Below are 23,335 nucleotides of genomic sequence, written 5' to 3'. Positions count from 1 at the left end.
CTCTTGCAGGCCGATGGCGCTTTTCAACGCACCGCGCTGACCCCGTCCAGGGTCGAGAACGAGGTGTCCTTGGCGGTCAACAGGAAGTCGCGCATATAGGGCGCATCCAGCATGTCGGCGCGGATCGCCGCGTACAGCGTGGCGAACAGGCCCTTTTCTCCCAGGCGCTTGGCCTTCACATAGCCCCGCGAGCTGTATTCATGCAGCGCCCAGTGGGGCATGCCGCACACGCCACGGCCACTGGCCACCAGTTGCATCATCATCACCGTCAGCTCCGAGGTGCGGACCTGGGCCGGTTCGATGTCGGCGGGCTCCAGGAAGCGGGTGAAGATATCCAGGCGATCGCGCTCCACCGGGTAGGTGATCAGGGTTTCGCTGAGCAGGTCTTCCGGAACGATGTAGGGCTTGCTGGCCAGGCGGTGCTGGTTGGCCACCGCCAGCATGGCTTCGTAGGTGAACAGCGGCACGTAGGTGATGCCCGCCAGCTCCAGCGGGTCGGAGGTCACCACCAGGTCCAGGTCGCCACGGGCCAGGGCCGGCAGCGGGGCGAAGGAGAAACCCGAGGCCAAATCCAGCTCGACTTCCGGCCAGGCGTCGCGGAACTGGTCGATGGTCGGCATCAGCCACTGGAAGCAGCTGTGGCATTCGATGGCCATGTGCAGGCGCCCGGCGGTACCGCCGGCCAGGCGGGAAATGTCCCGTTCGGCGGCGCGCAGCAACGGCAGGGTGGCGTCCGCCAGTTGCAGCAGGCGCAGGCCGGCGCTGGTGAAGCGCACCGGCTTGGTCTTGCGCACGAACAGTGGCATGCCCATGCGCTCTTCCAGTTCCTTGAACTGGTGGGACAGGGCGGACTGGGTCAGGTGCAGGCGTTCGGCGGCTTCGACCAGGCTGTCGGCTTCGCGCAGGGCGTGCAGGGTCTTCAGGTGACGGATTTCGAGCACCAGGGTCTCCATGAGTAAATTTTGTGATCAACACGAAAAGGTTGAGTTTGTCTCATGTTGGCTTGGCTGTCGACAATAGCGCCATCTTTTACCGGGAGGAACCCACTCATGGCCTTGGCCCACACCCTTGGTTTTCCGCGCATCGGCGCCGACCGCGAACTGAAAAAAGCCCTCGAGTCCTACTGGAAGGGCGACCTTGACCGGCAGGCGCTGCAAGACGTCGGACGCCAGCTGCGGGCCCGGCACTGGCAGCTGCAAAAGGACGCCGGCATCGACCTGCTGCCGGTGGGTGACTTCGCCTGGTACGACCAAGTGCTGACTCACTCGCTGACCTTCGGCGTGGTTCCCGAGCGCTTCGACGGCAGCCAGGACGCCCAGGGCCAGCCGACCCTCGACACCCTGTTCGCCATGGCCCGCGGTGCCTCGGCGGGCTGCTGTGGCGGCGATCACGCCAAGACCCAGTACGCCCAGGAACTGACCAAGTGGTTCGACACCAACTACCACTACCTGGTCCCGGAATTCAGCGCCGACCAGTCGTTCAAGCTGAGCTGGGAACAACTGTTCGACGAGGTCGATGAAGCTCACGCCCTGGGGCACCGGGTCAAGCCGGTGATCATCGGCCCGCTGACCTACCTGTGGCTGGGCAAGGCCAAGGGCAACGATTTCAACAAGCTCGAGCTGCTGGAACGCCTGCTGCCGGTCTACGGTGAAATCCTCAACCGCCTCAAGGCCCAGGGCGTGGAGTGGGTGCAGATCGACGAACCGATCCTGACCCTCGACCTGCCGCAGGACTGGAAGAGCGCCTTCGAGCGTGCCTACCACATCCTCCAGTACTCGCCGCTGAAAAAGCTGGTGGCCACCTACTTCAGCGGCCTGCAGGACAACCTCGGGCTGGCCGTCGGCCTGCCGGTGGACGGCCTGCACATCGACGCCGTGCGTGCGCCGGAGCAACTGACCCAGGTGCTCGACCGCCTGCCGACCTACAAGATTTTGTCCGTGGGCCTGGTCAACGGTCGCAACGTCTGGCGTTGCGAGCTGGAGCAGGCGCTGCAGCAACTGCAAGCGGCGCAGGAGCGTTTTGGCGACAACCTGTGGGTCAGCAGTTCCTGCTCCCTGTTGCACAGCCCGGTGGACCTGTCCCGGGAAGACCAGCTGGATGCCGAGCTGAAAAGCTGGCTGGCCTTTGCCGTGCAGAAATGCGGCGAGATCTCGGTGCTGCGTGACGCCCTGAACGATCCCCAGGCCCCGGCGGTGCAAGCGGCCCTGGCCGCAAGCCGCCAGGTGCAGGCCAGCCGTGCGCGGTCGCCGCGCATCCACAAGGCCGAGGTCCAGGCGCGGCTCAAGGCGGTCAGCGCCGCCGACAGCCAGCGTCATTCGCCCTTTGCCCAGCGCATTGCCCGGCAGCATGCCCGCTTGAAGCTGCCGGTGTTCCCGACCACCACCATCGGTTCGTTCCCGCAGACCGCCTCGATCCGCCTGGCCCGCCAGGCGTTCAAGCAAGGCAAGCTGTCGAACAACGATTACACCGATGCCATGCGCTGCGAAATCCGCCATGCGGTGCAGGTCCAGGAGCGCCTGGGGCTGGACGTGCTGGTGCACGGTGAGGCCGAACGCAACGACATGGTCGAATACTTCGCCGAGCAACTGGACGGCTACCTGTTCACCCGCTTCGGCTGGGTGCAGAGCTACGGTTCGCGCTGCGTGAAACCGGCGGTGATCTACGGCGACCTGAGCCGTCCGCGGGCCATGACCGTTGATTGGATCACCTACGCCCAGAGCCTGACCGACAAGGTGATGAAGGGCATGCTCACCGGGCCGGTGACCATGCTGATGTGGTCCTTCCCTCGCGAGGACGTGCCGCGTGAAGTACAGGCGCGGCAACTGGCGCTGGCCCTGCGCGATGAGGTGGTGGACCTGGAAAAGGCCGGGATCAAGATCGTGCAGATCGACGAGGCGGCGTTCCGCGAGGGCCTGCCGCTGCGCCGGGCGGACTGGCAGCCGTACCTGGACTGGGCGGTGGAAGCCTTCCGCCTGACCGCCTCTGGAGTGCGCGACGACACCCAGATCCACACCCACATGTGCTACAGCGAGTTCAACGACGTGATCCAGGCCATCGCGGCCATGGATGCCGACGTGATCACCATCGAGACATCGCGTTCGGACATGGAGTTGCTGGAGGCCTTCGAAGCCTTCGATTACCCGAACGATATCGGCCCGGGGGTGTATGACATCCACTCGCCGCGGGTGCCGGACACTGCCGAGATGGTCAAGCTGATGAGCAAGGCGGTCAAACGCATTCCCGCCGAGCGCTTGTGGGTCAACCCGGACTGCGGCCTGAAGACCCGCGCCTGGCCGGAAACCGAAGCCGCGCTGGTCAATATGGTCGCCGCCGCCCGTCAGTTGCGTAACCAGCAGGCCTGAATGCACCCATAGCCCCTGTAGCCGCTGCCGAAGGCTGCAAAAAGGACCGAAGGGCCTTCAGCGGATTCAAGATCGCTGCGCCCCTTCGGGCCGATCGCAGCCTGCGGCAGCGGCTACAGGAATCCCCATGAAAACGACCGCTGGGCAATCTTCATCAAACTGTCACGTAACTGTGGCAGCGCGCTCGATCAAAGTTCATCAGACTCGCGCTCTACTGGGCTTCTGCGTTTCGGTGTTTCTTCATGTGGGCAAGATTTTTTTCAACGACTGTTTTCCTGGCCGCGCTGCTGCTCGGCCTGCCGTCTCAGGCGGCGTCTCGCTGCGATGTCAACGTACCGACCCAAAGGGTCGAACTGGAGCAGGTGAGCCTGGCCTACCAGAGTATCGGCCGTGCCTCAGATCCGGCCCTGTTGCTGGTGATGGGCCTGGGCGGGCAACTGATCCACTGGCCGGACGAAGTGGTCGTTGCCCTGTGCCAGCAGGGTTTTCGGGTGATCCGTTACGACAACCGCGACGTCGGCCTGTCCACCTGGCGCCAGGCGCCGGTCAGCGCCAACCTGACGTTCGAGGTGCTGCGCTACAAGCTCGGTCTGCCGGTGGCCGCGCCCTACAGCCTGACCGACATGGCCGACGACGCCCTGGGCCTGATGAATGCCCTGCAGGTCGAGCAGTTCCATGTCCTGGGCGCGAGCATGGGCGGGATGATCGCCCAGCACCTGGCGGCCATGGCGCCGCAACGGGTCGAGAGCCTGACCCTGATCATGACCAGCTCCGGCGCCGAAGGCCTGCCGGCGCCCAATGCGGCGCTGGTGCAACTGTTGTCGCGGCGCGGTGCGCCGAACCGTGAGGTGGCGCTGGAGCAACAGGCCGACCTGCTGGCCGCCCTCGGCAGCCCGCAGGTCACCGACGATCGGCAGGCGCTGCTGCATCAGGCGGCGGAGGCCTATGACCGGGCCTTCAATCCGGAAGGGGTGAAGCGCCAGATCATGGCGATTCTCGCCGAACCGAGCCGGGTGGCCCTGCTCAACCAGCTGCGCGTGCCGACCCTGGTGGTGCATGGCACCGCCGATCCGCTGCTGCCGGTGATGCACGGCGTGCACCTGGCGGCGCATATCCAGTGCAGCCAATTGAAGCTGATTCCGGGCCTGGCCCATCGTTTCCAGGAAGCCTTCAAGGCACCGTTGCTGGCGGCGGTGTTGCCGTACCTGCAACGCCATCGCGAAGACACTTCGCACTGGGCACAGATCGACCCGCTGCCTGCGCCGAATCTTCTTTGAGCTGATGCTCATGTCGGAGCGAAGCTTGCTCGCGATGAACGATAACGCGGTCTACTGGTGGACCGCAGCGTCCGAATCGCGAGCAAGCTTCGCTCCTACAGGCCGGTGGCGAGCTTGGCTTCTGTAGGAGCCAGGCTTGCCGGCGATGGAGGCAACGCGGTGAGTCTGAAGTATCGCCATCGCGGGCAACAGGCTTTGGCGCTTCAGCGAACGATCTTGTCGACCTGGATCCCGAGTTTCTTCAGGCGGTACCAGAAGCTGCGCTCGGAAATGCCGATCAGCTGCGCGGCGGCGGCCTGCACGCCGTTGCTCTGTTGCAGGGCGGCGAGGATGTAGGCTTTCTCCACTTCGGCCAGGGCCGCGTCCAGGTCGCTGGGCACGTTGAGGCTGTCGCCGGGCAGGGCGCAGGCCCCGGTGTTCACGGGAGGTGAGCTGAACAGATAGCCCGGCAGGTCGCTTTCCTCGATCACCGCGCCCGCAGCAACGATGGTCGCGCGTTCGACGCAGTTCTGCAGTTCGCGGATATTGCCCGGCCAGGAATAATTGGCCATCGCCTGCAGGGCCTGCGGGCTGAAGCCGGTGATGCGTTTGCCGGCGGTGGCGCCCAGGGTGTGGGCGAAGTGCCGGGCCAGGGGCGCGATATCCTCGACCCGCTCGCGCAGGGCGGGCAGGGGGATCGGGAAGACGTTGAGGCGGTAATACAGGTCTTCGCGAAACTCCTTGTTGGCCACTGCTTCCAGCAGGTTCTTGTTGGTGGCGGCGATCACCCGCACATCGACCTTGCGCTCGCGCGGGTCGCCCACCGGCTCGATCACCCGCTCCTGCAAGGCGCGCAGGATCTTCGCCTGCAGGGCCAGGGGCATGTCGCCGACCTCATCGAGGAACAGCGTGCCTTTGTCCGCCTGCTGAAAGCGCCCGACCCGGTCGGCCACGGCGCCGGTGAAGGCGCCCTTGCGATGGCCGAACATTTCGCTTTCCAGCAGGCCTTCGGGGATCGCCGCGCAGTTGACCGCGACAAAGGGTTTGTTGGCGCGGTTGCCGTGCTGGTGGATGGCCCGGGCGACCATCTCCTTGCCGGTGCCGCTTTCGCCGGTCAGCAGGATGGTGGCGTTGCTTTCGCGCACCGAGTCCACCGCTTGCAGGACCCGGCGGAAGGTCGGGCTGTCGCCCACCAGGCTGTCGATCTGCCGGTGCTCGTCGAGCTCGGCGCGCATGCGCTGGTTGTCCTTGAGGATGTCGCGAAACTGCAGGGCCTTGCTGACGGTGATGTCCAGCTCGTCGATGTCGAAGGGTTTGGCGATGTAGTCGTAGGCGCCGTTGCGCATCGACTGCACGGCGTTTTTCACCGTGCTGTAGGCGGTCATGACGATCACCGGGATCTGCGGGTAGCGCTGCTTGACCTCGGCCAGCAGCTGCGGGCCGTCCATGCCGGGCATGCGCCAGTCGCTGATCACCAGGTCGATCTCTTCCTGTTCCAGCACCTTGAGCGCATGCAGGCCATTGCCGGCGGTGAACACCTGGATGCCGTCCTGGCTCAGCGCCGAAGACAGCAGGTCGCAAAGCTTGGGCTCGTCGTCGACCACCAGCAGGTTATGCGTCATGGCTGGGCCTTTTGCTCGTCTTGATCATCTTCGTCGTCCTCACCTTTGGCCGGAATGTACAGGCTGAAGGTGGCGCCGGCATCTATTTCGCTGCTGCATTCGATGTGCCCGTCATGGTTTTCCATGATTGAGAACACCTTGGCCAGGCCCAGCCCGGTGCCCGAGGCCTTGGTGGTGACGAAGGGGGTGAAGATGCGTTCGAGCATGTCCGGCTCGATGCCCTGGCCGGTGTCGGCGACCCGCAGGATGGTGTGCTCGGCGTCCTGGGCGATGCCCAGGGTCAGGCGCCCGCCGGCGGGCATGGCGTCGATGGCGTTGAGGATCAGGTTCAGGCAGGCCTGCTTGAGCTGGCGGGCGTCGGCGTACAGGGTCGCGCCCGGCGCCTGGTCGTCGATCCGGGCGTCGATCTTGTGGCTGGCCAGTTCCGGCTCGCAGAAGCCGATCAGTTCCTCCACCAGCGGCCGCGCCAGCAGGGTCGAGCGGATCGGCGCGCTGGGTTTGGCGAAGTCGAGGAAATCGGTGATCAGGTCGTTGATCCGGCTGACTTCGCTGATCACGTATTCCAGGTGGCGCTTGTCGCCTTCGGGCAGGTCCGCGCGGCGGTGCAGCAATTGGGTGGCGGTCTTGATGATGCCCAAAGGGTTGCGGATTTCGTGGGCCAGGCCCATGGCCACTTCGCCCAGGGCGTGCAGGCGGTCGCGACGGCGCAGCTGGGCTTCCAGGTGCTGCAGTTCGCCCAGGCGTTCGCTCATATGGTTGAAGGTGCTGCTCAGCTCCGCCAGCTCGTCGCCTCCAATCACCGGCACGCGTTGCCGGTAGTCGCCGGCGATCACCGCCTGGACCCCCTTGGACAAGCCGCGCAGGGGCATGGTCAGGCGTTTCGACACCAGCCAGCCGACGGCCAGCGACGCCGCCGAGCTGAGCAGGAAGATCAGGATGAACAGGTTGCTCTGGTTGACCAGCCCCACCAGGCTGCTGTGGCGCAGCAGGCCGCTGAAAATCACCCCCACCAGCTCGCCGCTGTCGTTGAAGATCGGCCGGTACAGCCCGCTGTAGCGGCTGGTGAACTGCTCGGTGGGTTGGCGGGTGTCGCGCAGGATGTTCTCGATCTTTTCCGGTACCTGGGTCGGGTGGTCCTCGAAGCGCTGGGTGGCGAAGATCTCGGCGAAGTCGTTGGCCTTGGCCAGGTACAGGCGCAGGTCGAGGGAATGCACATCGGCCACGCTGGTGAGGAAGCTGGCGTCCAGGTAGGTGGCGATCAGCAGCTGGTAGTCGATGCCGTCGAGGGTGGTCTGGAAGGTCGAGACCACCGCTCCCGTGGCCACGCCGCCAACCTGCAGGGTCTGCAGCACGGCGTTGTGGGCCAGGCTGACCTGCCCGACGATGTCGTCGGCGGCGGTGCTGAACACTACCTGCTGGTCGCGCTTGCGGATCAGCGCCACCACATCGATGCCCATGGAGTCGGCGATGTCGGCGGTGAGCTTGTCGTGCCTGGCCGCGTTGCGGTCGGTGGGCGGCCTGGCATAACGCAGGAACAGCTGGGCGATGCGCGCGTTGTCGCGCAGGGTCTCGGTGATTTCGTCCTCGACGATCTTGGTCGACTCCTGCAGCCAGATGCGCACGTTGCTGTCGAAGATCTGCGACAAGGTAGTGGCCGCCAGCTCCGCGGCGATCATGGTGGGGATCACGCTGACCATCCAGAACGCCAGCACCAGCTTGCGCTGCAGGCTCCAGCGGGAGATGGCGAAAGGGCGAGGGGCGCGGCGGTCTTTTCTGGTCATGAACTTTCGCTTAGTGCAGCAGCCATGGCGGGGTCGGTGCGATCCGGCCGGAGAACATATTTCAGCCCTTTGAGCAGGGTGTCGAGCAGCGGGTTGCGATGCTGGAAAAACAGGCTGTTGCCGGTGAAGGTACAGCCCAGGCGCAGCTTGCTGGCATAACCGGCCTGGCCACATTCGTAGAGCGCGATCCGGTGCTGGATACAGTAGTCGACATTGGCCATCCAGCTGCGCAAATACAGGTTGTGCTCACGACTGATATCCAGGTCGTGGGCGAAGAATTTGTCGATCAGTCGGTGCTCGTCCAGCAGCACCAGGTTGAAGGCCACCAGTTGGTCGTCGACCCAGTACAGCACGCAGGCGGCCCGTTCCCCCAACTGCTGGAGGATACCGGTGAAATAGGGCGCGGGTAAGCGTTCGAATTGCAGTTCGCTGCGCCGCAGGGTGGCTTCGTACAGGCGCATGACCTCGGGCAGCACATCGTCGATGTTGTGTCGCCATTCGATTCGCAGCCCGGGCGCGCGCAACTTGCGGCGCAGGTCCTTGCGCGTGGACTTGCCCAGGGTGCCGAGGTAGGCATCCAGCGAACCGAAGGGCACCGGCAACAGGGCGCTGGGCAGGCTGGGCATGGCTTGCAGGCCGAACGCCTGGCAACTGGCGGCCCATTGCCGATCCTGGCTGGCGGCATCCTTGACCGCCAGCAGGCCGATGCCCTGGGCGTCGGCGTCGCGCCGGGCCAGGTGCAGCAGTTGCTCCAGCAGGGCCTGGCGGCGCACCGCGGGAATATGGCTGGCGGTGCCGGCGTGGCACTGTTCGGCCACCGGCGAACCGATGGCGTACAGGCGCAGTTGCAGCAGCCCCGGCCACCAGCGTTGCAGGCGTTCGCTCAGGCGCTTGGCCGGGCCCGAGACGGTGGTGTCCAGGCGATAGCAGGTGGTGAAGGCCGGAGCGACGGCCACCAGCTTCGAATCTTCGAACACCGCCAGGTAGCGCCAGCTGAAGCCCTCGATGCCGGCGTTCTGTACCGCCAGGTAATAATCCCAATCTTCCAGGGCGCCGGGAAAACAGTCGTTCCAGGCGTTGCGGTCGATGGCCTGGATGCTCGAAAAGACTTGGCTGGTGATCACGTGCGGTCCTTGAGTCAGGCGAACTGGCGCAGGTCGTCGTACGCCACGGGCCGCGGGCCTGTCTGCCTTTCGATGAAGTCCGCGCTCAACTCCACCACCCGGCGGTACTGCAGGTCGACGGTGATCATGTGGTAGCAGTTGTCCAGCAGCACCTTGACCACCGGGCCGCCGAGCTTGCGCTCGACATAGTCGGCGTTCCAGCGGCTGGTGATGTCGTCCTCGATGGAGTGCAGCACCAGGGCCGGGGTGGTGATCGACGGCATGCGTTTTTTCACCACCGCGTTCATCCGGTGCAGCTCGCGCACGGTCACCCCTTCCATGGTCAGCAGGCCGGCACTGCTGCTTTCGCCGGCCTTCATCTGCCGCTCGACCACCGCCCGCAGGCGCTCGTTCTTGATGCCGTACGGCGGCTTCTCCTCGAAGCTGCAGATGTGCACGCCGAACGGAATCTTCATCAGCAGCGGGGTGAGGAACGCCAGCTTGTTGATGCTCCAGCCGTCGTACTTGAGGGTGGTCGAATACATCAGCAGGCCGCTGACCTGGCCCGGGTGTTCCGAGGCCAGGTACATGGACATGACGGCGCCCATCGACAGGCCGCCGACGAACACCTGCCGGTGGCGGCGACGGATGCCGACGAAGGTCCGGCGCACGCCCTCGTACCAGTCCTGCCAGCCGGTGGCCTGCAGGTCGGCGTTGTTGCCGCAGTGTCCGGCCAGGGTCGGCACGTACACCGTGCACCCCGCGTTGGCCAGGCCGACGGCCACCCGACGCAGTTCCGTCGGGGTGCCGGTGAGGCCGTGGATCAACAACACCGCGACCTCGCCACTGCCGAGCACGAACCCGGCATCGCCCTGGCCCAGGTCGATGCCTTCGTCCAGATCGATCGGTGCGCTCATCGCTTCATGGCCCGGTCCAGCAGACGGTCGAGCAGGGCGATGCCGAGGTCGATCTCCGCGTAGCTGATTTCCAGCGAGGGGGCCAGGGTGATGACGTTCTTGTAGTAGCCGCCCACATCGAGAATCAGCCCCAGGCGCTGGCCGTTGATTTCGATGTCGCCCTTCATGCCTTCCTCGACCATGTAGTCCAGGGTCGCCTTGTCCGGCGTGAAACCGTCGCTGGTGCAGATCTCGCAGCGCAGCGCCAGGCCCAGGCCGTCGACGTCGCCGATGATCGGGTAGCGCTTCTGCAGGTCCTTGAGGCCTTCCAGGAAGTACTTGCCCTTCTCCATGACCATGGCGCCGTAGTCGGTCTCGCTGGTCATCTTGAACATTTCCAGGCCCACCGCGGTACCCAGCGGGTTGGAGGCGAAGGTCGAGTGGGTCGAACCCGGCGGGAACACCTTGGGGTTGATCAGTTCTTCGCGGGCCCAGATGCCGCCTAGGGGATTGAGGCCGTTGGTCAGGGCCTTGCCGAAGACGATCACGTCCGGCTTGACGTCGAAGTGCTCGATCGACCACAGCTTGCCGGTGCGGTAGAAGCCCATCTGGATCTCGTCGACCACCATCAGGATGCCGTGCTGGTCGAGCACATGCTTGAGCTCGCTGTAGAAGTTCATCGGCGGGATCACGTAGCCGCCGGTGCCCTGGATCGGCTCGACGTAGAAGGCGGCGTATTCGCTCTGGCCGACTTTCGGGTCCCACACGCCGTTGTATTCGGTCTCGAACAGTCGGGCGAACTGCTGCACGCAGTGGCTGCCGTACTCTTCCTTGGTCATGCCCTTGGGGCCGCGGAAGTGGTAGGGGAAGGGAATGAAGTTGGCGCGCTCGCCGAAGTGGCCGTAGCGGCGACGGTAGCGGTAGCTGGAGGTGATCGACGAGGCACCGAGGGTGCGGCCGTGGTAGCCGCCCTCGAAGGCGAACATCAGGCTCTTGCCGTTGGTGGCGTTGCGCACGACTTTCAGCGAGTCCTCGATGGACTGCGAGCCGCCGACGTTGAAGTGCACGCGGCCGTCGAGGCCGAATTTCTTCTTGGCATCGACCGCGATCATTTCCGAGAGCTCGATCTTGCCCTTGTGCAGGTACTGGCTGGCGATCTGCGGCAGGCTGTCGATCTGTTGCTTGAGAGCATTGTTCAGGCGTGGGTTGGCATAACCGAAGTTCACCGCCGAGTACCACATCTGCAGGTCGAGGTAAGCCTGGTCGCTGGTGTCCCAGACGTAGGAGCCCTCGCAGCGGCTGAAGATCCGTGGCGGTTCGATGTAGTGGACGGTGTCGCCGTAGGAGCAGTACTTGGCTTCTTTTTCCAGAAGCACCTGGTCTTCTGCGGTCGCGATACGAATGTCAGACATGGTGGAAGAGTTCCTGAGTGTGTACGGAGTGTTCGGTGGTGTTGTCGAGGGTGAAGGTGCCGGCGTTGGCCGCTTCGTTGGGCAACAGCGCCAGCAGTGCCGGCAGTTCGGCGAAGGAGTCGAAGGTTGCGTGGGGAATGGCGTGGCGTTGGCAGTACTCGGCCAGGCGGCCCTTGGCGAACACGAAGTCGGCGCTGGCGGCCACGCACATGTCGGACTGGCCGTCGCCGATCACCAGCACCCGCTTGCCCTTGGGCGTGGATTTGCATTTGCAGTTGCCGGACGCGGCGCGGCAGGCGTCGCTGGAATGCGGGAAGTCGATGCGCCAGCTGCGTTGGTCGACCTGGCGCAGACGGTTGGCGAGGATCGGCAGCAGGCTCACGTAGTGGCGCGCGAGGATTCGCGCGATGCCTTGCTCGATGCCGTCGCTGACCACTTCCAGGGACGCGCCCAGGCCGATCACGTGATCGACGAAGTCGGGGAAGTCGGGATCGATCTCGACGCTGTCGAAGCAGGCCAGCAATTCGGCGGGCGAGGCCTTGACCAGCGCCAGTTGGCGGCTGAGGCATTCCCGGGAGCCGATATGGCCGTCCAGCCATTGCTGCTCGATGTCTTCCCAGCTCGGGTCGGCGAAGCGTTGGAGGACGTTGTCGATCACGTCGGTGCGGGTGATGGTCCCGTCGAAGTCACACACGATATGCCAGTGCATCATCTGCAGTTACCTGTTGTAGAGGAGCGCACTTTGCGCATGCCAGGTACTGGAGCAGGGACTGTGCCAAGTGGCTCAAGCCCAGGCGGGCCGGGCTTTGCGCGGGAACAAGGCGTTGGATGGGCGGGTTGGAGCTACAAATTTTGTAGCTCGCTACAAACAACATCAGTGCTTGCAGGGAGGGGGCACGGTGGTGATTGATGCGCGCATCTTCACTTAAGGAACCCCGCGCCATGTTCAGCTTCACACGCTCCACCCTGCTCGCCGCCCTGCTGTCTCTGGGGGCTGTCTGCGGGGCTTTCGCCGAGGACGGAGGCCAGGATGGTCTGAGCGGCGCGCTGGGCCTGGGCATCGGTTACCAGCCCCATGACCCCAGCGGCAGCCGGCATGACACCGTGCCCTTGCCCTATGTCGATCTGGAGTGGGGCGATGTCAGCCTCGACACCGACGACGGCCTGACCTGGGACGCCTTCAAGGCCAAGGGTTTCAGCGCCGGGCCCTATATCAACTACTTGCCGGGACGCAACGCCAACGGCTCGCTGCGCGGCCTGCGGGATGTGCCGAACATGGCCGATGTCGGCGGCTACATCCAATACGCGCCGGACGACTTCTGGCGCCTGTTCGCCTCCCTCGGCAGCGCGGTGGCCGCGGGCGAGGGCCAGGGCGGCCTGCTGGGCAAGGTCGGCGGCGAAATCGGTTATCCCCTGGGCCTGGGGATCATCGGCAGCAGCAACCTCACCGCGCATTTCGCCGACGCCCGGCAGACCCAGACCTTCTTTGGCATCAGCGACGCCGAGGCCCAGGCCACGGGCATCGGCCGCTACAGCGCCGGCGGCGGTTTGCAGAACCTGACCCTGACCCAGAACCTGCAGGTGCCCCTGGGCGGCAACTGGTCGTGGATGACCAGCGCCAGCTGGATTCACCTGACAGGCTCGGCGGCCGACAGCACCCTGGTGCGCGAGCGCGGCGAAGTGAACCAGGGCCAGGTCCAGACCGCCCTCAGCTACCAGTTCTGAGGCCGGCCCTGTTGAATCCGTCGCCCCTGTAGCCGCTGCCGGAGGCTGCGATCGACTTGGGCGGCACTCCGACGCAGCAGGGGGTGCTCTTGAGGGCCTCCGAAGGCCCTTCGGGCCTTATCGCAGCCTGCGGCAGCGGCTACACAAAGCAAGGCTGGTCCGGCCTTTGCAATCACCGCCATGAACCCACTTTTCAGGAAGTTCTTCATGGCTCGTCCCGCTTATCGCCTGCTCGCCCATTCGCTGTGGGACATCGTCCCGATCCTGATGGCCCTGGCGCATTTTTCCTTCGTCCTGTGGCTGGTGCTGGCCTTTCACAGCCTGTCCTGGTGGGTGATCCTGCCGGCGGCGTCGTTGTATGCGCTCAGCCTGTCGTGGAGCATCAACAGCATTTCCCACAACCAGATCCACAACGCCTATTTCAGCCTGCCGTGGCTGAACCGCGGATTCGATCTGCTGCTGTCGGTGACCATCGGTTTTTCCCAGACCCTGTACCGCGATATCCACAACCGCCATCACCGTGGCAACTCGGATCGGCCCGGGCCGGACAGCACCACGATCGACCCGCTGTCGATCTACCTGCATGGCCGCAACGGCCAGCCGGACAATGTCTGGGCCTATACCTTCCTGAGTTTTTTCCGCGACGACCCCAAGGCCATCTACCAGGAAATGCAGCGCAAGCGCCCGGCGGACGCACGTTGGGTCAAGGTGGAAATCGGCGTGACGGTATTGGCCTACGTGGCGCTGGCGCTATACGACTGGCATGCGCTGCTGGTGCTGCTGCCGTTCTGGTACCTGGGACAGTCGCTGTCCTCGCTCAACGGCTATTACGAACACCTGGGCGGCAACCCGGACCTGCCGATCGCCTGGGGCGTGAGTTCCTACAGCTGGCTCTACAACCTGATCTGGATGAACAACGGCTACCACGCCGAACACCACTACCGGCCGAAGATGCACTGGACCCGGGTCAAGGCCTTCCACCGCGAGATCCGCGAACAGCAGCGGGCGGCAGGGGTGAAGGTGATTCCGCTGGCCCATGGCCTGGGCTTTCTGCTGAAACACCCCAAGCGCTGACACCCGCGCACCTGTAGCCGCTGCCGCAGGCTGCGATCGACCGGTACGGTCGTGGCGTTCAGAAGACCGCGAAAGGCTCGGCGGGAGATTGGGAACCAAGGCCCTGCGGGCCTTATCGCAGCCTCGCGGGCTCGGCAGCGGCTACAGGGGCGTTATGCGCCCCCATATCCTAGGCTTCTTCGCCCTCGGCCAGCAGGGCGATCCCGCTGACTATCACCAGCACGCCGACCCAGTGCAGCAGGCTGATCTGCTCGCCCAGGCCCAGCCAGGAGCCGAGCAACACCACCACGAACACCAGCGAGCTCAGGGGGAAGGCCAGGGACAGGCTGCTGCGCCGCAGGATCAGCATCCACACGAAGAACGCGCCGATGTAGCAGGCAATCGCTAGCAGTACCCCCGGGTTGACCGCCACCGCGGCCAGCCATTGCAGGTTGAAATCCATCTGGCCCAGCTGGTCGCCGCCGACCTTGGTGGCGATCTGGCCGGCGCTTTCGAAGCCGATCAGCAGGGCCCAGAGCACCAGGGTGCCAAGGCGCCCGTGGAGCCAGCCGTGAGTCTGTGCAGTCATGAAATCTTTCCTTGTGAAGCGTTGAGGGGGCTCAGGTGCTGGCGACGCACACCAGCATCACGCCGAGGGTGATGACCAGGGTGCCCAGCCAGCGTCGGCGGCTGACGTGCTCGCCGAGAATCAGCTTGCCGGCCAGGACCACGCCGCAATAGGCCAGGGCCGCCGCCGGAAACAGCAGGCTCAGCGGCGCGCGGGACAGGGCTTCGAGCCAGACGAAAAACTCGATCACATAGGCGCCGATGCCGCACCACAGCAGCGGCGCGTTGAACACCTGGCCCCAGAAGGCATTCAGGCGAAAACCGCCTTCCAGCTCCGGCAGGCGGTCCAGGCCGAGCTTGAAACAGAGCTGGCCGATCACGTCCAGGACAATGGAAAACGCCACCAGCAAGACAACGGTCAGGGTCACGGGAACAGCTCCTCGAACAGCGCCATCAGGGCTTCGTTGGTGGTCGAATTGCGCAGCAGGTCGGCCGCGCTCCAGCGTTCGGCCGGCGGTTGGTCGGAGCGTGCTTCCCAGCGCTTGAAGGCATTGCTGAAGGCCGGCGCGGCGAACTCGCCGCAGATGTCGATACCGAGGATGCGCTTGCCCGCCGCCAGGCTGCGCAGGGCCTGCAGCAGGTGGCTCAGGCGCATGCCGCCCTGGTCCCAGTTGGTCGCGGCGTCGGCGCTGGCCAGCACGTCCTTGTCGATGGTGATCCAGATCGCCTGGGTGGGCAGGCTGGCGATCAACTGGTCGAGGAAGGCTGGCCAGTCGAGCCCGGCCAGGTTGCGCCAGTGCAGGTGGTTTTCCTGCTGCTGGTGCCCGGCGCCGTCGCCGACCCGGCCCCAGACCTTGGAGGGCGCGTGCTCCCAGGGAAACAGCTGCAGCTTGCCGTGGCGCAGCGCGCCGAGGTTGCCGCCGCGCAGCTGCGGGTTGTGCAGGTCGTCGCTGCACGGCCCGAGGGTGACGATGCGCTGGATGTGCGGCAGCTGCAGCGCCCGGTTGACCCAGGAACCGCAGTGGCGGCGCGGCGCGAAGCGCACCCAGTCGGGGTGGTTGTCGAAGTGGATCAGGCTGACCGGCTGTTGCAGGTCGGCGAGGAAGGCCGGGGTCAGGTGGTGGTAGTCACCGGAGCCGACAAAGAAGATTTCCGGCTGCGGGCCGCTGTGGGCGGGCCTTTGCCGCAGGCGCTCGGTGAAGTGGCGGTAGGTGCGTTCGGTGGACCAGAGCCGCAGTTTCGGGCCCAGGTCCAGCAGGTCCAGGCGTCGCGCCTGGCCGCTGCGCAGCCGGCGCTGGACAGGCTCCTGGGCGGTCAGGCTGTGGTCGAGATCGAGAATGTTCAAAGCAGGATTTACCCATGGCAGCGCCCCTCGGAAAAGCCTGCGTCACAGGTTGCGGACGCAGGCAGAGCGGGCTTTACAGGGTAAATGCAAGGGACGGGCCAGGGCGCTGAACGGCACCTGTAGCCGCTGCCGAGCCCGCGAGGCTGCGATCGCCCCCGCAGGGGCCGCAGAGGTCTTGAGATCGCTGAAGACCTTCGGCCTTATCGCCGCCCGCGGCAGCGGCTACAGGGGAGTCAGGCGTGGACGCGGACCCAGACGCTGACCAGCACGGTGGCGGCCATCAGCCAGGCCACCGCGGCCACTGCCAGGGAGGTTTCCAGGCGCAGGCGGTCGACCACCACGTAGAGGGTCGCCAGGTACACGAAGTAGGGAATGATCGACCACATGCCGAACAGGATTGTGGTCTTCAGGTCGTCGATGGAGCGGCCCTTGCCGACGATGTAGTGGGCGATCAGGGCGAAGGTCGGGAACAGCGGCACCAGGCCGGCGATGTAGTAATTCCGGGTCTTGGCCAGGGCGGCGAGGATCACCACCACGGCGGCGCCCAGGCAGGCTTTGAGCAATAAATCCACGGTACTTCTCGCAGTCTGGTTAGTGGCTCAGGCCGTATTTCTTGACCTTGTCGAACAGCGTGGTCTTGGCCATGCCCAGTTCCTGGCTGGCCTGGGTCAGGTTGCCGCCGCTGCGTTGCAAGGCGTCGCCCAGCAGGTTGCGCTCGAAGGCCTCGACCGCCTCGGCAAAGCCCAGGCCCTGCGCAGCGTTGCCGCTGGACTTCTTGAACGCCGGCAGGCCCAGGGCAAAACGTTCGGCGACGTTGCGCAACTCGCGCACGTTGCCTGGCCAGTCATGGCTCATCAGGTTCGACAGGGTCTGGTTGTCCAGCTCCGGCGCGGCGCGGTCGAAGCGCAGGGACGATTGCTGCAGGAAGTGTTCGAACAGCTGCAGGATGTCCTCGCGACGTTCGCGCAACGGTGGCAGCTCCAGGGTCACCACGTTCAGGCGGTAATACAGGTCGCTGCGGAACTGGTTGGCGCGCCCCAGTTCGTCGAGGTCGGACTTGGTCGCCGCGATCACCCGGCAATCCACCGCCACGCTCTGGTTCGAACCGAGGCGCTCCAGGGTGCGCTCCTGCAACACCCGCAGCAGTTTGATCTGCAGGTTCATCGGCATGCTTTCCACTTCGTCGAGGAACAGCGTGCCTTCGTGGGCGTGCTCGATCTTGCCGATGCGCCGCTTGCCGGCGCCGGTGAAGGCGTTGGCCTCGTGGCCGAAGATCTCGCTTTCGAACAGGTTTTCCGGCAGGCCGCCGCAGTTGAGGGCGACGAACTGGTGGGTGTGCCGGCGGCTGAAATCATGCAGGCAACGGGCGACCAGTTCCTTGCCGGTACCGGTCTCGCCTTCGATCAGCACGTTGGCCGAGGTGTCGGCGACGTTGGCGATCAGCTCCCGCAGGTGCTGCATGGCCGGCGAACGGCCGATGATCCGTCCTTCGAGGGAATCGCGCTCGGCCAGCTGGCGGCGCAGCGACGACACTTCCCGGGCCAGCCCGCGCTGCTCCAGGGCGCGCCGGGCGACGTCCACCAGGCGCTCGGGGGAGAAGGGCTTTTCCATGAAGTCATAGGCGCCTTTCTGCATCGCGCCGACGGCCATGGAGATATCGCCGTGGCCGGTGATCAGCACCACCGGCAGGCTGCGATCACGGGCCTTGAGGCGGGTCAGCAGCTCCAGGCCGTCGATGCCCGGCAGGCGGATATCGCTGATGACGATCCCGGCGAAGTTGTCGCCGACCCGCTCCAGGGCTTCTTCGGCGCTGCCGACGCCGACGCAGGGAATGTCTTCCAGGGCCAGGGCCTGCTGGCAGCCGAGCAGGACATGGGGGTCGTCTTCGACGATCAGGACGGTAAGGTCGTTGTTCATAGCAGCTCGGCTTGTGTAGGGCTGACCAGGGGCAGGCTGAGGACGAAGGCGGTACCGCCGTCGGCCGGGTGCTCGACGCCCAGGTTGCCACCCGTGGCGGCGGCCAGGCTGGCGGACAGGGTCAGGCCGAGGCCCAGGCCCTGCTCGCCGGGTTTGGTGGTGAAGAAGGGTTCGAACAGATGCTTGCGCGCCTCGGCGTCGATGCCATGGCCGTTGTCGCGCACCCGCAGGCGGTATTTGCCTTCGACGCTTTCGCCTTCCAGCCACAGCTCCGGTCGCGGCTGGGCCTGCATGGCGTCCAGGGCGTTGCCGATCAGGTTGACCAGGATCTGCTCCAGTCGGGTCTGGTCGATCCGTACCTGGACTTCGCTGAAGTCGCGGTGCAATTGCAGCGGCAGGTTTTCCAGGCGCGCGTTGAGCAGCTGCAGGGCGGCGTCCACGGCCTTGCCGAGGCTGGCTTCGCCCTGGTCCTCGCCACGACGGGCGAAGGAACGCAGGCTGGCGGTGATGCGGCCCATGCGGTCGATCAGTTCGTTGATGGTCTTGAGGTTGGTGCTGGCGGTATCCAGGGCGCCGCGCTCGAGGAAACGCACGGTGTTGCCGGACAGGGTGCGCAGGGCGGCCAGCGGCTGGTTCAGTTCATGGGCGATGCTGGTGGACATCTGGCCGATGGCGGCGAGCTTGCCGGCCTGGACCAGTTCGTCCTGGGCGCGGCGCAGGGTTTCCTCGGCCTGGCGGCGTTCGCGGATCTGGCCCTTGAGCCGTTCGTTGCTGGCGCGCAGGTCGCTGGTGCGTTCGGCGATCCGCCGTTCCAGCTGGTTGTTGGCTTCCTGCAGGGCTTCGCGGGCGGCGAGGCGGGTGGCGATGACCTTGCGCCGCTCGTTCCAGGCAATCAGCAGGAAAGCCACCAGGGCGAAGGCCACGGCCACCAGGATGCCCTGGTTGATGGCTTCGCGGCGCAGGTCCTTGAGCGGGGTCAGCAGGGTGAAGTTCCAGGGCGTATCGCTCAGGGGCCGGGTCTGGGACAGGTAGCTGATTTCCTTGTCGTCGGACACCAGCTCGGTGTTGGCCGGGAAGGTCAGCTTCTCCACGCCTTCGGCCAGGCGTTCGCGGGCCAGCGGCTCCAGTTCGTTGAGGGTGAACCAGTAATATTGCAGGCTGCGCGCCAGGCGTTCCTTGGTGTCGTCGCTCAGCGGGCGTACCGAGCGGAGGCGCCGGGCCGGGTCGCTGGAGAGGATGATGATGCCGTTCTCGTCGCTGACGAAGCCTTCCAGGCGGGCGCGTTGCCAGCGTTCTTCCAGGGCCTCCAGGCGTACCTTGACCACCGCCACGCCGATGATCTTGCCCTGTTCTTCCAGGCCGTGGGCCAGGTAGTAGCCGGGTTCGCCGTTGGTGCTGCCGATGCCGTAGAAGCGCCCGGGCTGGCCGCGCACGGCATTCTGGAAATAGGCCCGGAACGACAGGTCTTCACCCAGGTAGCTGTCGACGTCGCGCCAGTTGCTGGTGGCCAGCACGCGACCGGTGGTGTCCATCACGTAAATGGCCCGACTGCGGCTGCGCCGGTTCAGGCCTTCGAGGTAATTGTTGACGGTCTGCCGGTGCTCCGGCGTCGGGTCGTTGAGCAGCAGCGACACACTGGATTCGAGTTCCAGCAGGCTGGGCAGGTAGGTGTATTTGCTGATCTCGCTTTCGACCGCGTGGGCGTGCAGTTCCAGCTGGCGTTCGCCGTTCTCGCTGAGGCTGCGGATGCCGTAGTGCTCGCTGATCCAGAAGCCGATGTAGCCCAGGCCGATCATCAGCGCGATGACCAGTGGCGGCAGGAACAGGTGGCGGATCAGACGGGGTTTCACGGCGAGTGATGGCGGCGCGGCGCGATAGAGAGTGGGGTCGCATTTCATCACAGATGCCTTGGGTCAACCACTGCACGATTCCTGTAGCCGCTGCCGTGGGCTGCGATAAGGTCCGCAGGACCTTCTTCGGATCCGAAGAGCACGTCTCCTTCGGAGCCGATCGCAGCCTGCGGCAGCGGCTACAGGCTGTGCTTTAGTGCTGCAGGATTTTCTCGAGGAAATGCTGCGCACGCTCGGAGCGGGCGTTGATGTCGCCGAAGAATTCCTCTTTCGGGCAGTCTTCGATGATTTTGCCGGCGTCCATGAAGATCACCCGGTCCGCGACCTTGCGGGCGAAGCCCATTTCGTGGGTCACGCACATCATGGTCATGCCTTCGTGAGCCAGTTGCACCATCACGTCCAGCACTTCGTTGACCATTTCCGGGTCGAGCGCGGAAGTCGGTTCGTCGAACAGCATGACGATCGGGTCCATCGCCAGCGCGCGGGCGATCGCCACACGCTGCTGCTGGCCGCCGGACAACTGGCCCGGGTGCTTGTGGGCGTGGGCGGACAAGCCGACGCGCTCCAGCAACTGCAGGCCTTTCTTGGTGGCTTCTTCCTTGCTGCGGCCCAGCACCTTGATCTGCGCGATGGTCAGGTTTTCGGTGATGGTCAGGTGTGGGAACAGCTCGAAGTGCTGGAACACCATGCCCACGCGCGAGCGCAGTTTCGGCAGGTTGGTCTTCGGGTCGGCGATGGAGGTGCCGTCGACCACGATGTCACCTTTCTGGAACGGCTCGAGGGCGTTGACGCATTTGATCAGGGTGGATTTGCCGGAGCCGGACGGTCCGCACACCACGATCACTTCGCCTTTCTTGACCTCGGTGCTGCAATCGGTCAGCACCTGGAAGTCCCCATACCACTTGTTGATGTTCTTGATAGAGATCATACGGCAAACCTTTTTTGCAGACGCTTGACCAGCAGCGAGGCGGCAAAGCTGATTGTGAAATACACCAGACCGGCAACGATCAGGAACTCATTGGAGCGGCCGATGATGTCGCCGCTGGAGCGCGAAGCATTGAGGAAGTCCACCAGGCCCACGGTGTACACCAGCGAGGTGTCCTGGAACAGGATGATGCTCTGCTGCAGCAGCAGCGGGGTCATCTTGCGGAACGCCTGGGGCAGGATGATCAGGCGCATCATCTGGCCATAGCTCATGCCCAGTGCCTGGGCGGCGCCCATCTGGCCCTTGGGGATCGACTGCACGCCGGCGCGGACGATTTCACAGAAGTACGCCGCTTCGAACATCATGAAGGCCACGATGCACGAGCCGAACGCGCCGATCGGGGTGTCTTCGCCGGTGATCCAGCGCAGCACGAAGGGCACCGCCAGGTAGAACCAGGTGATCACCAGCAGCAGTGGGATGGAGCGGAAGTAGTTGACGTAGACGCCGGCGATGTTCGACAGCAGCTTGCTGTGGGACAAGCGCATCAGCGCCAGGATGGTGCCGAGGACGATCCCGCCGACGACGCCCAGGGCCATCAGCTTGAGGGTCATCAGCATGCCGTTCCACAGGCCGGGAATGGCCGGGACGACGCCAGTGAAATCGAATTCCATTATTTGCCCCCCACGGAGATCAGGCCGGGCACCGCGACTTTCTTCTCGACCATGCGCATCAGCAACATCAGGCTCATGTTCAGGGTGAAGTAGATCAGCGTGGCCAGGGTGAAGGCTTCAAACAGGTTGGCCGAGAATTCGGCGGTCTGCTTGGTCTGCGCCAGCAACTCCATCAGGCCGATCAGCGAGGCCACGGAGGAGTTCTTGAAGACGTTGAGGAATTCCGAGGTAAGCGGCGGAATGATGATCCGGTAGGCCTGGGGCAGCAGCACGTTCCAGTAGATCTGCGGCAGCTTGAAGCCCATGGCGCGGGCCGCGGATTCCTGGCCGCGTGGCAGCGCCTGGATGCCGGTGCGCACCTGTTCGCAGACACGGGCGGCGGTGAACAGGCCCAGGCACACGACGACGCTCAGGTAGGCCGAGGTGGTCGGGTTGAGGTCCTGCTTGTACCAGTCCTGCAGGTTTTGCGGCAGCAGGTCCGGCACCAGGAAGTACCAGATGAACAGCTGAACCAGCAGCGGTACGTTACGGAAAATCTCCACGTAGACGGTGGCGATGCCCGACACCAGGCGGTTCGGCACGGTACGCATGACGCCCAGGATCGAGCCCAGCAGCAGCGCGACGATCCAGGCCACCACGGCGATGGCGATGGTCCAGCCCAGGCCCGCGATGTACCAGTCGAGATAGGTCTCGCTGCCCACGCCGGTGGACTTGAAGAACACGCCCCAGTCCCAGTTGTAATTCATTAGGGTCTCCCCTCTGATCGATCGATGTACAAGCACCCGCTTGGGGAAATCCGTTCCCGCCTGGATGACGCCCAGGCACACGCGATCGGCTCGACAACCACCGGTTCGAGTGTTTCCAAAAAAAGCCAGCAGGTAGTGACAGGCTCCTGAAAGGGCCGCGCCCTTTCAGGAGACAAGGTTAGTCAGGAATCAGGACTTTTTATCGTCAGCCGCTTTGTCGGTCGGGTTGGCGATCAGGGCCTTGAGCTCGTCGCTCATCGGGAACATCAGGTTCAGGCCTTTTGGTGGAATCGGCGACTGGAACCATTTGTCGTAGATCTTGTTGATCTCGCCCGACTTGAAGGTGGCGACGATGGCGTCGTCCACGGCCTTCTTGAACGGGGCGTCGCCCTTGCGGACCATGCAGCCGTAGATTTCGTAGGATTGCGCGGTACCGGTCACGGCCCAGTCGGTCGGTTTGCGAGCCTTGGCCATTTCACCGGCCAGCAGCGCGTCGTCCATCATGAAGGCCACGGCGCGGCCGCCTTCGAGCATGTTGAAGGACTCGCCATGGTCCTTGGCCGAGATCACGTTCATGCCCATCTGCTTGTCGGCGTTCATCGCCTTGAGGATGCGCTCGGACGTGGTGCCGGCGGTGGTCACGACGTTCTTGCCCTTCAGGTCGGCGAAGTCCTTGTAAGGCGAATCCTTCTTGGACAGCAGGCGGGTGCCGATCTCGAAGATGCCGACGGAGAAGTCGACCTGCTGCTGACGCTCGACGTTGTTGGTGGTGGAACCGCACTCGACGTCCACGGTGCCGTTCTGCACCAGCGGGATACGGGTCTGCGAGGTAACCAGGTTGTATTTGACCTTGAGATCCGGCATGTCGAGGTCTTTCTTGATGGCTTCGACGATTTTCAGCTGGATGTCGTGGGAGTAGCCGACTGGAACGCCGGATGCATCCGCGATGTAGGAGAACGGAATGGAAGCGTCGCGATGTCCGAGGGTGATGGTGCCGGAGTCTTTGATTTTCTTCAGCGTGCCGGTGAGTTCGGCGGCGACCACTGGAGTGCTAATCAGAGCAGCAGCAATGGCTGCGCCCAACAGATGGGGAACGATGCGCAT

Annotated in this window: 21 protein-coding genes; 4 read left to right on the top strand and 17 right to left on the bottom strand. The window is 64.7% G+C overall.

The annotated features are described in order from the left end of the window. Positions 1-23 precede the first annotated feature (23 nt). A complete protein-coding gene (gene metR, locus C4K27_RS24700; protein WP_007930536.1) occupies positions 24-941 on the bottom strand; it encodes a transcriptional regulator MetR in 918 nt (305 codons plus the stop codon). A 108-nt stretch (positions 942-1,049) separates the two neighbouring features. Between metR and metE the strand changes: the two genes are divergently transcribed. Both metE and C4K27_RS24690 read left to right on the top strand, forming a co-directional pair. Further along, on the top strand, positions 1,050-3,362 hold the full coding sequence (gene metE, locus C4K27_RS24695) for a 5-methyltetrahydropteroyltriglutamate--homocysteine S-methyltransferase (protein WP_053262470.1): 2,313 nt from the start codon (positions 1,050-1,052) through the stop codon (positions 3,360-3,362). A 242-nt stretch (positions 3,363-3,604) separates the two neighbouring features. Continuing rightward, on the top strand, positions 3,605-4,639 hold the full coding sequence (locus C4K27_RS24690) for an alpha/beta fold hydrolase (protein WP_053262469.1): 1,035 nt from the start codon (positions 3,605-3,607) through the stop codon (positions 4,637-4,639). A 203-nt stretch (positions 4,640-4,842) separates the two neighbouring features. Here the strand turns inward: C4K27_RS24690 and C4K27_RS24685 are convergent, their stop codons facing one another. Genes C4K27_RS24685 through C4K27_RS24660 form a run of 6 tightly spaced genes read right to left on the bottom strand, consistent with a single transcriptional unit; the run spans position 4,843 to position 12,144 of the window. Continuing rightward, complete coding sequence (locus C4K27_RS24685; protein WP_053262468.1) at positions 4,843-6,240, bottom strand: sigma-54-dependent transcriptional regulator; 1,398 nt, start codon at positions 6,238-6,240, stop codon at positions 4,843-4,845. Then, the gene (locus C4K27_RS24680) at positions 6,237-8,021 is read right to left on the bottom strand and encodes a sensor histidine kinase (protein ID WP_053262467.1); all 1,785 of its coding nucleotides are present in this window, start codon (positions 8,019-8,021) and stop codon (positions 6,237-6,239) included. Before C4K27_RS24680 ends, C4K27_RS24685 begins: the two co-directional genes overlap by 4 nt. Further along, on the bottom strand, positions 8,018-9,145 hold the full coding sequence (locus tag C4K27_RS24675; RefSeq protein WP_053262466.1) for a GNAT family N-acetyltransferase: 1,128 nt from the start codon (positions 9,143-9,145) through the stop codon (positions 8,018-8,020). The genes C4K27_RS24680 and C4K27_RS24675 overlap by 4 nt, the downstream gene beginning before the upstream one ends. 14 nt (positions 9,146-9,159) lie before the next feature. Further along, complete coding sequence (locus C4K27_RS24670; protein ID WP_053262465.1) at positions 9,160-10,041, bottom strand: alpha/beta hydrolase; 882 nt, start codon at positions 10,039-10,041, stop codon at positions 9,160-9,162. Further along, the gene (locus tag C4K27_RS24665; protein WP_053262464.1) at positions 10,038-11,432 is read right to left on the bottom strand and encodes an aspartate aminotransferase family protein; all 1,395 of its coding nucleotides are present in this window, start codon (positions 11,430-11,432) and stop codon (positions 10,038-10,040) included. The genes C4K27_RS24670 and C4K27_RS24665 overlap by 4 nt, the downstream gene beginning before the upstream one ends. Next, the gene (locus tag C4K27_RS24660; RefSeq protein ID WP_053262463.1) at positions 11,425-12,144 is read right to left on the bottom strand and encodes an MtnX-like HAD-IB family phosphatase; all 720 of its coding nucleotides are present in this window, start codon (positions 12,142-12,144) and stop codon (positions 11,425-11,427) included. The genes C4K27_RS24665 and C4K27_RS24660 overlap by 8 nt, the downstream gene beginning before the upstream one ends. 230 nt (positions 12,145-12,374) lie before the next feature. On the opposite strand from C4K27_RS24660, the gene C4K27_RS24655 reads away from it, so the two are divergent. Continuing rightward, the gene (locus C4K27_RS24655) at positions 12,375-13,157 is read left to right on the top strand and encodes a MipA/OmpV family protein (RefSeq protein WP_053262462.1); all 783 of its coding nucleotides are present in this window, start codon (positions 12,375-12,377) and stop codon (positions 13,155-13,157) included. A 207-nt stretch (positions 13,158-13,364) separates the two neighbouring features. Further along, on the top strand, positions 13,365-14,231 hold the full coding sequence (locus tag C4K27_RS24650; protein ID WP_053262461.1) for a fatty acid desaturase family protein: 867 nt from the start codon (positions 13,365-13,367) through the stop codon (positions 14,229-14,231). A gap of 169 nt (positions 14,232-14,400) precedes the next feature. Here the strand turns inward: C4K27_RS24650 and C4K27_RS24645 are convergent, their stop codons facing one another. From C4K27_RS24645 to C4K27_RS24600, 10 genes are all read right to left on the bottom strand, one after another. Continuing rightward, positions 14,401-14,799, bottom strand: a complete 399-nt coding sequence (locus C4K27_RS24645; protein WP_053262460.1) for a DMT family transporter — start codon at positions 14,797-14,799, stop codon at positions 14,401-14,403. A gap of 31 nt (positions 14,800-14,830) precedes the next feature. Then, the gene (locus C4K27_RS24640; RefSeq protein WP_053262459.1) at positions 14,831-15,205 is read right to left on the bottom strand and encodes a DMT family transporter; all 375 of its coding nucleotides are present in this window, start codon (positions 15,203-15,205) and stop codon (positions 14,831-14,833) included. After that, complete coding sequence (locus C4K27_RS24635) at positions 15,202-16,122, bottom strand: arginase family protein (protein ID WP_007927145.1); 921 nt, start codon at positions 16,120-16,122, stop codon at positions 15,202-15,204. The genes C4K27_RS24640 and C4K27_RS24635 overlap by 4 nt, the downstream gene beginning before the upstream one ends. Positions 16,123-16,355: 233 nt before the next feature. Then, positions 16,356-16,685 (bottom strand): GlpM family protein, encoded by a 330-nt coding sequence (locus tag C4K27_RS24630; RefSeq protein ID WP_162235143.1) that lies wholly within the window; start codon positions 16,683-16,685, stop codon positions 16,356-16,358. A 28-nt stretch (positions 16,686-16,713) separates the two neighbouring features. Continuing rightward, positions 16,714-18,039, bottom strand: a complete 1,326-nt coding sequence (gene aauR, locus C4K27_RS24625) for a two-component response regulator AauR (RefSeq protein WP_053262457.1) — start codon at positions 18,037-18,039, stop codon at positions 16,714-16,716. Then, complete coding sequence (gene aauS / locus C4K27_RS24620) at positions 18,036-19,937, bottom strand: two-component sensor histidine kinase AauS (protein ID WP_053262456.1); 1,902 nt, start codon at positions 19,935-19,937, stop codon at positions 18,036-18,038. The genes aauR and aauS overlap by 4 nt, the downstream gene beginning before the upstream one ends. Positions 19,938-20,082: 145 nt before the next feature. Beyond that, positions 20,083-20,817: an amino acid ABC transporter ATP-binding protein gene (locus C4K27_RS24615; protein ID WP_007927141.1), complete on the bottom strand. Its 735-nt coding sequence runs from the start codon at positions 20,815-20,817 to the stop codon at positions 20,083-20,085. Next, positions 20,814-21,485, bottom strand: a complete 672-nt coding sequence (locus C4K27_RS24610; protein WP_007927139.1) for an amino acid ABC transporter permease — start codon at positions 21,483-21,485, stop codon at positions 20,814-20,816. The genes C4K27_RS24615 and C4K27_RS24610 overlap by 4 nt, the downstream gene beginning before the upstream one ends. After that, positions 21,485-22,231 (bottom strand): amino acid ABC transporter permease, encoded by a 747-nt coding sequence (locus C4K27_RS24605; RefSeq protein WP_007927137.1) that lies wholly within the window; start codon positions 22,229-22,231, stop codon positions 21,485-21,487. The genes C4K27_RS24610 and C4K27_RS24605 overlap by 1 nt, the downstream gene beginning before the upstream one ends. Before the next feature lie 189 nt (positions 22,232-22,420). Next, the gene (locus C4K27_RS24600; protein WP_009045377.1) at positions 22,421-23,335 is read right to left on the bottom strand and encodes a glutamate/aspartate ABC transporter substrate-binding protein; all 915 of its coding nucleotides are present in this window, start codon (positions 23,333-23,335) and stop codon (positions 22,421-22,423) included.

It is taken from the genome of Pseudomonas chlororaphis subsp. chlororaphis (assembly GCF_003945765.1).
GTDB lineage: Bacteria > Pseudomonadota > Gammaproteobacteria > Pseudomonadales > Pseudomonadaceae > Aquipseudomonas > Aquipseudomonas chlororaphis.
The sequence above is the reverse complement of the archived record's forward strand: the minus strand, read 5'-3'. Positions and strand labels throughout refer to the sequence as shown.